Annotated in this window: 12 protein-coding genes, 2 tRNA genes and 1 riboswitch; of the genes, 1 reads left to right on the forward strand and 13 read right to left on the reverse strand. The window is 45.9% G+C overall.

Going from position 1 to position 11,415, the window contains the following annotated elements:
- Positions 1-297: 297 nt before the first annotated feature.
- The 13 genes from Selli1_RS17120 to Selli1_RS17180 all read right to left on the reverse strand — a co-directional run bounded on the left by Selli1_RS17120 (position 298) and on the right by Selli1_RS17180 (position 10,282).
- Positions 298-386, reverse strand: a tRNA-Ser gene (locus Selli1_RS17120).
- A gap of 18 nt (positions 387-404) precedes the next feature.
- Positions 405-490, reverse strand: a tRNA-Ser gene (locus tag Selli1_RS17125).
- Positions 491-641: 151 nt separating this feature from the next.
- On the reverse strand, positions 642-1,346 hold the full coding sequence (gene ispD, locus Selli1_RS17130) for a 2-C-methyl-D-erythritol 4-phosphate cytidylyltransferase (protein ID WP_281845775.1): 705 nt from the start codon (positions 1,344-1,346) through the stop codon (positions 642-644).
- Positions 1,347-1,361: 15 nt separating this feature from the next.
- On the reverse strand, positions 1,362-2,390 hold the full coding sequence (gene tsaD, locus Selli1_RS17135) for a tRNA (adenosine(37)-N6)-threonylcarbamoyltransferase complex transferase subunit TsaD (protein ID WP_281874236.1): 1,029 nt from the start codon (positions 2,388-2,390) through the stop codon (positions 1,362-1,364).
- A gap of 13 nt (positions 2,391-2,403) precedes the next feature.
- Positions 2,404-3,315: a ribonuclease Z gene (locus tag Selli1_RS17140; RefSeq protein ID WP_281874238.1), complete on the reverse strand. Its 912-nt coding sequence runs from the start codon at positions 3,313-3,315 to the stop codon at positions 2,404-2,406.
- Between the two features lie 103 nt (positions 3,316-3,418).
- Positions 3,419-3,658: a hypothetical protein gene (locus Selli1_RS17145; protein WP_118636474.1), complete on the reverse strand. Its 240-nt coding sequence runs from the start codon at positions 3,656-3,658 to the stop codon at positions 3,419-3,421.
- A gap of 41 nt (positions 3,659-3,699) precedes the next feature.
- Positions 3,700-4,173 carry a ribosomal protein S18-alanine N-acetyltransferase gene (gene rimI / locus Selli1_RS17150; protein ID WP_281874240.1) on the reverse strand — a complete coding sequence of 158 codons (474 nt, stop codon included), beginning with the start codon at positions 4,171-4,173 and terminating at the stop codon, positions 3,700-3,702.
- Positions 4,160-4,879: a tRNA (adenosine(37)-N6)-threonylcarbamoyltransferase complex dimerization subunit type 1 TsaB gene (tsaB, locus tag Selli1_RS17155; protein ID WP_281874242.1), complete on the reverse strand. Its 720-nt coding sequence runs from the start codon at positions 4,877-4,879 to the stop codon at positions 4,160-4,162. The genes rimI and tsaB overlap by 14 nt, the downstream gene beginning before the upstream one ends.
- A gap of 13 nt (positions 4,880-4,892) precedes the next feature.
- Entirely contained in the window at positions 4,893-5,978 is a 1,086-nt protein-coding gene (gene trpS / locus Selli1_RS17160) for a tryptophan--tRNA ligase (RefSeq protein ID WP_087254903.1), read from the reverse strand.
- Positions 5,979-5,980: 2 nt separating this feature from the next.
- Positions 5,981-6,412 (reverse strand): tRNA (adenosine(37)-N6)-threonylcarbamoyltransferase complex ATPase subunit type 1 TsaE, encoded by a 432-nt coding sequence (gene tsaE, locus Selli1_RS17165; protein ID WP_087168639.1) that lies wholly within the window; start codon positions 6,410-6,412, stop codon positions 5,981-5,983.
- Positions 6,413-6,424: 12 nt separating this feature from the next.
- Positions 6,425-6,973, reverse strand: coding sequence for a YcxB family protein (locus tag Selli1_RS17170; protein ID WP_171027955.1), 549 nt, complete (start codon positions 6,971-6,973; stop codon positions 6,425-6,427).
- Positions 6,974-7,124: 151 nt separating this feature from the next.
- Positions 7,125-7,757 (reverse strand): ECF transporter S component, encoded by a 633-nt coding sequence (locus tag Selli1_RS17175; RefSeq protein ID WP_281845769.1) that lies wholly within the window; start codon positions 7,755-7,757, stop codon positions 7,125-7,127.
- A gap of 162 nt (positions 7,758-7,919) precedes the next feature.
- Positions 7,920-8,039: riboswitch (FMN riboswitch) on the reverse strand.
- 83 nt (positions 8,040-8,122) lie between these two features.
- Positions 8,123-10,282, reverse strand: a complete 2,160-nt coding sequence (locus tag Selli1_RS17180) for a Tex family protein (protein WP_281874247.1) — start codon at positions 10,280-10,282, stop codon at positions 8,123-8,125.
- 149 nt (positions 10,283-10,431) lie between these two features.
- On the opposite strand from Selli1_RS17180, the gene Selli1_RS17185 reads away from it, so the two are divergent.
- Positions 10,432-11,040, forward strand: a complete 609-nt coding sequence (locus Selli1_RS17185; RefSeq protein ID WP_087168643.1) for a TetR/AcrR family transcriptional regulator — start codon at positions 10,432-10,434, stop codon at positions 11,038-11,040.
- The last annotated feature ends 375 nt before the right edge of the window (positions 11,041-11,415 follow it).

Here is an 11,415-nt window from a genome sequence, read left to right on the forward strand (position 1 = left end):
TCTGGTTTGTGGAACTTGAAGTTCCTTGTTCTGAATAATTCTCATGAATTTTCAGGGATCGTTGTCTATTGTTCAGTTATCAAAGTTCTTTGTTTTCGTTGCCGCTCTCTCGCGACAGCTATATTAGTTTATCACATCCACTCGTTTCTGTCAAGCACTTTTTTTATTTTTTTCAACCACGCTCGTCAGTAAGCTGCTGTGATTCCGCTTTTCTGCATCAGCAGTGTAAGCTCGTTTATTTTACCATCGCAGTTGTGTAATGTCAAGAGTTTTTTTGACATTTTTATTCCTGCGAAACGGAGAAAGAGGGATTTGAACCCTCGCGCCGCTATTAACGACCTACTCCCTTTCCAGGGGAGCCCCTTCAGCCTCTTGGGTATTTCTCCAGGACTGTCTGTATAAAGCGGAGAGGGTGGGATTCGAACCCACGCGCCCTTGCGGACAAACAGTTTTCAAGACCGCCTCGTTATGACCACTTCGATACCTCTCCATACTGCCGTATTTACAAACATTTTCTGTTCGCTCAGCGAACAATGATTATTCTATCAGAAGTGATTCTCCTTGTCAACAAATAATTTACATATTTTGCAACTTTCTTTTCCGGCCTGAAAATGTCTTTCTTCTCAGGGCGCAAACACGTTTTATTTTAAAAACACTTTCGCAATTTTCAGATCTTCCGGCGTTGTTATTTTAATATTTTTATAGGATCCTTCCACCATCTTTACAGGGTGCTTCATCACCATTTCCACAGCCATGGCATCATCTGTCACATGGCTGTGCGGGACAGCCATCATCTTCCGATATGCTTCTATAATCAGCGGCGCCTTGAAAACCTGTGGTGTCTGTATCATCCACATCTTTTTTCTGTCAGGTGTTTCTTCTGTTTCCAGATTCTCATTAACAATTTTGATCGTGTCTTTTACCGGCATTCCCGCTACACATGCCCCGCTTCGTCTCACCTCTTCATAGGTACGTTTTAATATAGAATCGTCTACAAGAGGTCTGGCTCCGTCATGGATAAATACATAGCTCTCTTCCTTATCTTTCATCTTGTCAACTATCTGAAGCGCATTCCAGACAGAATCATACCGTTCTTTTCCGCCTTCTGTAATCTGTGTCACTTTCTGAAATCCATAAAAGTCTACAATTGATTCTCTTACCTGGTCTTTTTCTTCTTTTCCTGATACAAGTATGACCTGATCGATCACTTCTGATTCTTCAAACGCCTTCAATGTATAATAAAGTACCGGTTTCCCGCACAAATCCATATACTGCTTTTGAATGGTTCCGCCCATTCTCTTTCCCTGTCCTGCCGCAAGCACGACCGCAATCCCTTTTGCTTTCATGGCTCCTCCTGCTTTCTAACGCTCTCCCAGTTTCAGATTCGGCACTGCGTTGAGATCCCATCCGCTTCGGATTCCGTTTTTATAATCATAATATCCCGCTGCTCCGATCATAGCCGCATTATCCGTGCAGAGAATCGGAGAAGGATGGTAAAATTCGATTCCTCTTTCCTGACATGCCTGGCCCATAGCTGCGCGCAGAGCAGAATTGGATGCAACGCCGCCTGCAATCGCCAGTTTCTTCAATCCATAGTTTTCGACTCCGATCATGGCATGGTCTACCAGCACATCGGTCACCGCTTTCTGGAAGGATGCCGCAATATCTGCCCGGTTATATTCAATCTGTTTCATTTTACACCCATTGATATAATTAAGCACTGCAGATTTTACTCCGCTGAAACTGAAGTCGTATACCGAGTCTCCGACATGCGCTCTTGGAAATTCAATAGCATTCGGATCTCCCTCTTTTGCAAGCTTGTCGATTTTCGGGCCTCCCGGATAGCCAAGATCAATGGCACGGGCTACTTTGTCAAACGCTTCCCCTGCTGCATCATCTTTCGTCTTTCCGAGAATTTTATATTTTCCATAGTCTTCCACACATACAAGATGTGTATGCCCTCCGGACACCACCAGACACAGAAACGGTGGTTCCAATTCTTTATTCTCAATATAGTTTGCTGAGATATGCCCTTCAATATGGTGCACTCCGATCAGAGGAAGGTTTCTGGCGTAGGCAATCGCCTTCGCTTCAGCCACTCCCACAAGCAGTGCTCCGACAAGTCCCGGTCCGTATGTCACCGCTACCGCATCGATATCATCCAAGGTGCATTTTGCCTCTAAAAGTGCCTCCTCGATTACCTGGTTGATTTTCTCTATATGTTTTCTGGAAGCAATTTCCGGCACAACTCCTCCATACAGCTTGTGCAGATCAATCTGAGAGGAAATAATATTAGAAAGCACTTCTCTCCCATTTCGCACAACTGCCGCTGCCGTTTCATCACAGGAGCTTTCTATTGCAAGTATTGTAATATCTTTTTCTTCGCTCATCTTCCTACCTCCACTACGATTCCGGGAAATCCAGATCTACGCTCATCCGGTCTTTTCCCGCCTTTGCGTAAGGAAAAATCTTCCGTACTTCGTCCATGTATTCTTCCGGTCTTGTCAACGACGGGCTGTAATGTGTCAGCCACATCTCCTTTACCTCTGCCTCCCTGGCGAGTTTCGCCGCCTCGTAAAAGGTCATATGCTTATATTCCACTGCCTTTTTCGCCTTCTCCGGCTCACCGTACATTCCCTCACAGATAAATAAATCCGAACCTTCGGCATTCTCACGGATCGATTTTGTCGGCCGTGTATCGGTACAATATGTAAGTTTGATCCCTTTCCGCGGTGCTCCAAGCACCATGTCCGGTGTGTAAATCCGGTCTCCGTCCTCGATGGTCTCCCCCTTCTGGAGAAAACGCCAGAATTTCTGAGGAATCTCCTGACTCGTGGCACGTTCTACATCAAATCTTCCGGCCCTGTCAATCTCGATCGTATAGCCGTAACAGGTCACGTTATGATTCACCCGGAATGCACGGATCCGATATCCGTCCATCTCAAACGTCTGCTGCGTCTCTGTGATTTCCATAAAACGCAGCTCAAAAGGCAATTCCGGTGCAATAATGCGCAGCGCATTCACTACCCGTTCCAGCCCTTTCGGCCCGATCAAGGTGAGGGGCTCCTGCCTGTCCGCATTCCCCATGGTAAGCAGAAGTCCGGGAAGCCCGCTGATGTGATCTCCATGAAAATGAGTAAAGCAGATCACATCAATCGGCTTAAAACTCCATCCTTTTTCTTTGATCGCTATCTGTGTTCCCTCTCCGCAGTCGATCAGAATACTGCTTCCATTATAGCGCATCATCAGTGACGTCAGCCAGCGATATGGGAGCGGCATCATGCCGCCGGTTCCCAACAAACAAACATCCAGCATTTTTTCTCTCCTAACTGTCCTATCATTGACTTTTCTTCCACAAAAAGAGCAAGTCTTTTATTCTCAGTAAAGAACAGCTGCATACCGGGAGGGGACTGTCTGGTCAGACTTCATTTTCCTTCTCCACCGGAATCACAAACTGCGAAACCATCCTGTCATAGCATTCCTCGCAAAGATCAAAACGGTGCACCTCGTTGTCCTTATCAGAAAAATATCCCCATCTTTTTTCTACAGAAAGAAGCCCTTCCCGTATTACGCCATCCTTTATCTTGATTTCTTTTCCACACCCGTTGCAGAAAATCGTTTCTGTTTCTCTTCTTTCTTTCATCGTATAGCGGCGCATACAAATCCCTCCACTTTCGTTTCGCTTTTGTTACGCCTTTATTATAGTCTGTCCCGTTCTTCCTGTACACCGGAAACGGTTTCCAGACTTCTTGTCATCAGAACCGCATCCTCTTTCGGATTATCGTAAAATCCTTTTCGGATTCCGACATCCCAGAACCCCTTCTTTTGATAGAGGGCGCGTGCTGCCATATTACTTTTCCGGACTTCAAGATGCCATACGGCAGTTCCTTTCAATGCACCTTCTGAAATTACGGTATCAAGAAGAAAGCCTCCTGTTCCTCTTTCCCTGAATCCGGCGTCAACGGCAATCCGAACAACTTCACTTTCATCAAGTACTGTATAAATCACAATGTACCCGACAATTGTTTTCCTATCCTCTGCCACGTAGATTTCCGCCGTTTTCTGGCACATCGTCTCCCTGACTGCATCTTCACTCCACGCATCAGAAAAAACAGCCCGTTCTATCTCTGCAATCCGGGCTGCATCTTCTTCATTGGCCTTACGGGCAATCATGTTGTTGTTCCTTTTCTCGTTCCAGTCTCTCCCTCTCCGCCTGGGACATCCTGAGATAGTCCGGTTTGTGATCCCGCGCATGCTCTGTCTTTCCCTTTTTCGCATAAACCAGTCCAAGCGCGCCGACTGCCGCCGCACTCTGCCTGCACATATGAGGCGGTGCAAAAACATACGGCACTTTTACTGTCTCCTCAATTTTCTCCCGGTATACAGGCACTCCGTCCCCGAGAAATACAACGCGTTCTCCAAGCTCATTGAGCATTCCGGCAAGGACGGTAATGTCCTCCGTCAACTGCTCTTTTACTGTTTCAAACTTCTCTTCAAACCGGTAGATTCCTGTGTACACCTGATTTCTTCTTGCATCCATGATCGGACAGATCAGCCCGCTGCATCCGAACATTCGGTATGCCATGGCATCGACCGTCGGCACATGGATGAGCGGCTTATCAAGTGCAAGTCCCAGTCCTTTCGCAGTCGCAGAACCGATCCGAAGTCCGGTAAAAGACCCCGGCCCTCCTGCCACAGCAATCGCATCCACCGACCCGAGAGAAAGTCCGGTCATCCGGACCGCCTCATCAAGCATCGGCAGCAATGTCTGGGAGTGTGTCTTTTTATAATTCATCGTATATTCAAACAGGATCTGTTCGTCTTCCACAACAGCCACACTTGCTGTCAGGCCCGAACTGTCCAGTGCCAGTATCCGCATAATAACGCCCCTTCTATTTCTGGAATCGCTCTGCCTGCTCTCTGATCAGCTCGGCATCATCGAAATAATTGATCTTCATGGCAGCCTTCACTTCAGAGAGTGTCTTTGCCGCTACTTCTTCCGCTTTCTCGCTTCCCTTTTTCAGAATCTCGTAGATTGCCGGAATATCTTTTTCGTATTCTTTTCTCCGTTTTCTAATCGGCTCCAGTTCCTCCTGGATCACTTCATTGAGGAAGCGTTTTACCTTCACATCGCCAAGGCCACCGCGTGTATAGTGGGCTTTGAGTTCATCCAGATTTGCATATTCCGGAAGGAATTCTTCAAAATGACGGTCTTTACAGAATGCATCCAGATAGATAAATACCGGATTTCCTTCCACTTTTCCAGGGTCAGAAACCTTCAGGTGGTTCGGATCGGTAAACATATTCATAATCTTCTTTTTCACATCGTCCGCACTGTCGGAAAGGTAAATACAGTTATGCAAAGACTTGCTCATCTTTGCCTTTCCGTCTGTACCCGGAAGTCTCAGACATGCCTGATTGGATGGGAGCAGAACTTCCGGCTCTACCAGCGTCTCTCCGTAAACGGAATTAAACTTCCGCACGATCTCCTTTGTCTGCTCCAGCATTGGCAGCTGGTCTTCACCGACCGGAACGGTCGTTGCCTTAAATGCGGTGATATCCGCTGCCTGGCTGATCGGATAGGTGAAAAATCCGACCGGAATGCTCGCCTCAAAGTTTCTCATCTGAATTTCGGATTTTACCGTTGGATTTCTCTGGAGCCTTGATACGGTTACCAGATTCATATAATAAAAGGAAAGCTCACAAAGCTCCGGAATCTGTGACTGAATCAGAAGCGTTGCTTTTTCCGGATCCAGTCCGCAGGAAAGGTAATCAAGCGCAACCTCAATAATATTCTGGCGCACCTTCTCCGGATTGTCTGCATTGTCTGTCAGAGCCTGAGCATCCGCAATCATGATAAACACTTCATCATATTTTCCCGAATTCTGAAGCTCTACTCTCCCTTTCAGAGAACCGACGTAATGTCCGACATGAAGCTTTCCAGTCGGTCTGTCCCCTGTTAATATAATCTTTGACATTATTATCCCTCCAGTTTATTGATAGAAATTTTTCTGTAATCAAATCCTTTTTCCAGATCTTTTTCAATCACGATCCGGATTCTTGTTTCCGGTAGAATCTCCTCAATCAGATTCGCCCACTCAATCAGACATACGCCTTCACCGTGAATGTAATCTTCATATCCGATTTCATCCATCTCTTCCACGTCTCCAATCCGGTACACGTCAAAATGATAGAACGGAAGACGCCCGTCTTCGTATTCCTGCACGATCGTAAAGGTCGGACTTACAACATCCTCACGTACTCCAAGTCCGTACGCAAGCCCTTTTGTAAAAATCGTCTTGCCGACGCCAAGATCCCCTTCCAGAGTAAAGACATCTCCGCTTTGGGCCGATTCGCCGATTTCTTTTCCGAGCTCAAACGTCTCCTGCTCTGAATATGTCTCTCTTACCATAGTGTCTCCTCCCTATTTTTTCTTTTTCTTCTTTCTTGAAAACAGAAACGGAAGGATCTTACCGGAATTATCCTCAATCAGCTCCTCCGGGAACAATGTCCGCAATGTCTTCTTCAGAGGATCCATCTGCGGTCCGATATCACTGTTCGGGAAAATAAATGCCGCATACGGTGTCTGATAAATCGCCACCAGATTCGGTGTCATCATAACGCGGTACATATCTTTCCACGGAGTGATTTTATTTTTTCCGGCACGCTCTACTCTGAGCCCGTCTTTTTCCAGCGTATAGCGGATCGGCGTGCTGTAGATTTTACTTTTCTTTAACTGACTGGCTGCACTGAACTTTAAGATCGATGGTACAACAAACAAAAGAGTTGCAAAAACAAACACAAGCCCCAGCCCCCAGGAAACCCTGCCCATCGCAAAACTTATAATCGCCCCGATCCAGCAGGCAACTCCCACTACGAGGTATAAAATTCCCTTGATCCCGTGATATGTATGAAACATAAGAAATTCAAAAAGTGCTTCCTGTGTCATTTTCACTTCAAAACTTGGTTTCATCTGTATTCCTCCATATTTCCGAATATTGAAATTATAACGCATCCTGTCCGCGGTTACAACAGCAAGTTTGCGAAGAATCTCCTGATTTTTCCAGGATCAGAAAAACCTCTGCGCACAGCAGAGGTTTCGGTTTAGTAATTTTCTGTCATTTTTACTCATTTACTCTATGGAGGACCGGACTGACTTTCTTATAGATCAAAAGCAGAATTGCCGATACCAGAATACCCTTGATCAGATTAAACGGTGCCACTGCAAGGATCACAAAAGTTGCAACTCCGTCAATTGCCGGATTCAATGCATGCCCCATCTGAACAATCGTATCAAGCGGCATTCCAAATGCTGCAGCATAGGTCGGAAGCAGGATGTAGGCATTGAGCACGCATCCGATCAGCGTCATGAATACTGTTCCTGCTGCAAGTCCGATCATCGCTCCCTTTTTTGTGTGCATCTTCTGATAAATCAGACCCGCCGGCACACAGAGACTGCATCCGATCAGGAAGTTTGCGATCTCTCCCACACCGCCTGTTTCAGTCCCATTAATCACGAAATTCAGAAGAATCTTGATACATTCTGTCATAACTCCCGCCACAGGACCCATCGCAAATGTTCCAAGAAGGACCGGGATTTCACTGATATCCAGTTTGTAAAAGCTCGGTACAAAAGGAAGCGGAAATTCAAAAAGCATCAGGACGGTAGCTACCGCTGCAAGCATGCCGACCTGGGCCATCGATCTGACTTTCGTACTGCTTCTTCTTATTTGTGTGTTTTTCTGCGTGTTTTCCATGTTTCTTCTCTCCTTTTTTTGAATGATAGACTCAATTCAGAAAAGAAACTCTTCCTGCCATAAAGTTTCCCTTATGGAAATGGGAATGTACAAAAAAATCCCCGGAACCATATGTTCCGGGGTTTGATGCTCTGCTTCAGATACAGATATCTGACGATTCGTACATTTCTTCTCTCATCCAGACTGTACTGTCGGTTCCGGAATTGCACCGGATCAGCTGCCAATGGCAGGTCGCGGACTTTCACCGCCGGTTGGGACTTTCACCCGACCCCGAAGAATTTTTTCCTGTTAACATTTAGTATAGAACAGTCTTTTGGAAAATTCAATACCTTTTTGTCTTTTACATTCAGGGTAAGCAGCATTCTTTACCGGATTCCTTTCATAGTAAGCTGAATCCGTTTTTTCTTGAGGTCCACACTCAGTACTTTAACATCCACGATATCACCCACACTGACCGCTTCCAACGGATGTTTGATAAACTTTTTGTCGGTGATTTCGGAAATATGTACCAGACCATCCTGATGAACGCCGATATCCACAAACACCCCGAAGTCAATGACATTGCGAACCGTTCCTTTCAGAACCATCCCTTCTTTTAAGTCTTTCATTTCCAGAACGTCGGTCCTGAGAATCGGTTTCGGCATCTCTTCTCTTGGATCTCTGGCCGGCTTTTCCAGCTCTTTTACAATATCATGCAGAGTGATCTCACCGATTCCAAGCTCTTCTGCCAGTTTCCGGTAGTCGCGGATGGTGGCCGGAAGGGCTGCAAGATTTCCTGCTTTTAAATCCTCTGTTGTGAATCCCTGCTTTTTCAGAAGTTTTTCTGCCGCTTCGTAGGATTCCGGATGGACGCTTGTCCTGTCAAACGGATTATCCCCGCCTTCGATCCGCATAAATCCCGCACACTGCTCATATGCCTTCGGTCCAAGTTTCGGCACCTTTAAAAGCTGCTTTCTGTTTGTAAATCTTCCGTTTTCTTCTCTGTAAGCCACAATATTTTTTGCGATTGTGTTTGAGATACCGGAAATATAGGATAAAAGCGGAGCAGATGCCGTATTCAAATCTACACCGACCTTGTTGACACAGTCTTCCACCACGCCATTCAGCGCTTCCGTCAGCTTTTTCTGGTTCATATCATGCTGGTACTGGCCGACCCCGATGGATTTTGGATCAATCTTTACAAGTTCTGCAAGCGGATCCTGAAGCCTTCTTGCAATTGACGCGGCACTTCTCTGTCCCACATCAAAATTCGGAAATTCTTCCGATGCCAGCTTGCTTGCGGAGTACACTGATGCTCCCGCCTCATTTACAATCACATACTGTACGTGCTCTTCCGGGATTTCTTTTAACAGTTCCATAATAAACTGTTCCGATTCTCTGGATGCTGTTCCGTTTCCAAGAGAAATCAGGCTGATATGATACTTCGGAATAATCTTTTTGAGCAGGTCCTTGGATGCCTTGATTTTGGCAGGGGTAGTCGGCGCTGTCGGATAAATCACTGTCGTTCCGATCACTTTTCCGGTCGGATCCACAACCGCAAGTTTACATCCGGTCCGGAATGCCGGGTCCCAGCCAAGCACAACCCGTCCTGTAATCGGAGGCTGCATAAGAAGCTGTGTCAGATTTTTCCCGAACACAGCAATGGCCCCGTCCTCCGCCTTTTCCGTAAGTTCATTGCGGATTTCCCTCTCAATGGCCGGCGCAATCAGACGACTGTAGCTGTCCTTGACCGCCTCTTTTAATACAGGTTCTGTATATGGATTATCCCCATGAATAATCTGTTTTTCCAGATAGCGGAGGATTTCTTCTTCCGGCGCTTCCATTCTGACCGTCAGAATTTTTTCTTTTTCTCCCCGGTTCAGAGCCAGAATTCTATGACCGGCAATCCTGGATGCTGCTTCCTCAAACTCATAGTACATCTCATAGACCGATTCCTGCTTTTCATCCTTTGCCTCTGAAACAATCTTTCCTTTCTGGAACGTCATCTTCCGGATTCTCGTCCGGTATTTTGCCTCATCGGAGATCATCTCAGCCAGAATGTCCTGTGCGCCGGCAAGTGCCTCTTCAGGGGAGGCAACATTCTTTTCCTCCGATACATAGGCTTTGGCCGCCTCAATCGCCGGCTCTTTCAACTTCTGTAAAAGGAGAAGCGCCGCAAGCGGCTCCAGTCCTTTTTCTTTTGCGATTGTCGCCCTCGTTCTTCTTTTCGGACGGTACGGGCGGTACAGATCGTCCACCGCCACCTGGGTCTGCGCCTCCTGAATCTGAGCTTTCAGTTCTTCGGTAAGCTTTCCCTGCTCCTCGATGCTTGAGAGCACCTGCGCTTTCTTCTCCTCCAGATTCCGAAGATAAGTAAGTCTCTCATGGAGTTTTCTGAGCTGCTCGTCATCCAGTGTTCCAGTTGCTTCTTTTCTGTATCTTGCAATAAACGGGATCGTGTTTCCTTCATCAATCAGTCCGACTGCCGCTTCGACCTGCCATTTTTTTACATTCAGTTCTTCCGTAATCTTCTGAATAATATCCATTTTTTGATTCCTTTCCAAAAAAGTACTTCCCTGTCATTATAGCGGAAGGTCTTTTTCTGCGCAACTTCATAAAAACAGAGTTTGCTCTGTTTTTCTTGAAATCTGACTCTTCCTATGTTATATTTTGGATGATAAGGAGGGCACTGATTATGAAAGAAACGAACGGACAGACTCTGTCAAAGCAGCAGCAAAAATCTCTTGAAACGAAAAACCGGATCTTTTCCGCCGCGAAGAGTATTCTTCAGAGGAAAGGGTACGATGCACTCTCCATCAAAAACATCTGTGAAGAAGCAGGCGTATCCAACGGAAGCTTTTATCATCACTTTAAAACAAAAGATGACCTGCTTTCCTATTATATAGAAGAACAGCCTACGATCGATCCGGACTGTCTGGAACTCCCGGAAAATGCCGCCGAGGCAAAAAGGGCAATCATTCTTGTCTATCTTAATTATGTCAGCTACTGCAAAGAGCTCGGTGTCGCTTTTATATCCAACTATTACACGCCAAAAAACCAGGCTCTAAATCCGGCCATCCGCACAAAGCGGCCTTATCCGATCGTAACAGTAACGGATTACCTGGCTCGTGCACTGGAAGCCGGCACTGTATCTGCCAGCCTGTCCCTGGATGAGATCTCCACCGATATCCGGATGATTGTCATCGGAAATGTCTTTGAATGGTGTCTGCGGGACGGAAATACAGACTTTGACGGAAATATGGAGCGTTCCCTCGGGAAATATCTGGACAGTGTTCTGAAATAGTGTGGTTTCGCTCCCGTCAGGGGACAAAACAGTTTAGAAATGGCAAAGACCTTTCAGATAAGCGTTTCTGAAAGGTCTTTTCATTTTAGAAGGGAATTTGTAATTCTTACTTTGGTAACTGTTTACCTTTGATGCTTTTATTATATCCCCGGCCCCCTGCAAAATCAAATCGGTTATCCTGATATATTTCTTCATTTATAGGCATTTTCTATGTTTTGTACATTCCTCCCAATTTCATTGTCTATTTTTAAGTTAGTGTATAATTATTATTGGCAAAAATAGGAATTTTTCCTAAATAAAAAGGGAAGCAGAGAAAATCCCTACTTCCCAATCATACAGTTTTTCTTTATGATGTTAGTTGCAAAATAAAACACG

The organism is Sellimonas catena (assembly GCF_027924685.1).
Lineage (GTDB): Bacteria > Bacillota > Clostridia > Lachnospirales > Lachnospiraceae > Sellimonas > Sellimonas catena.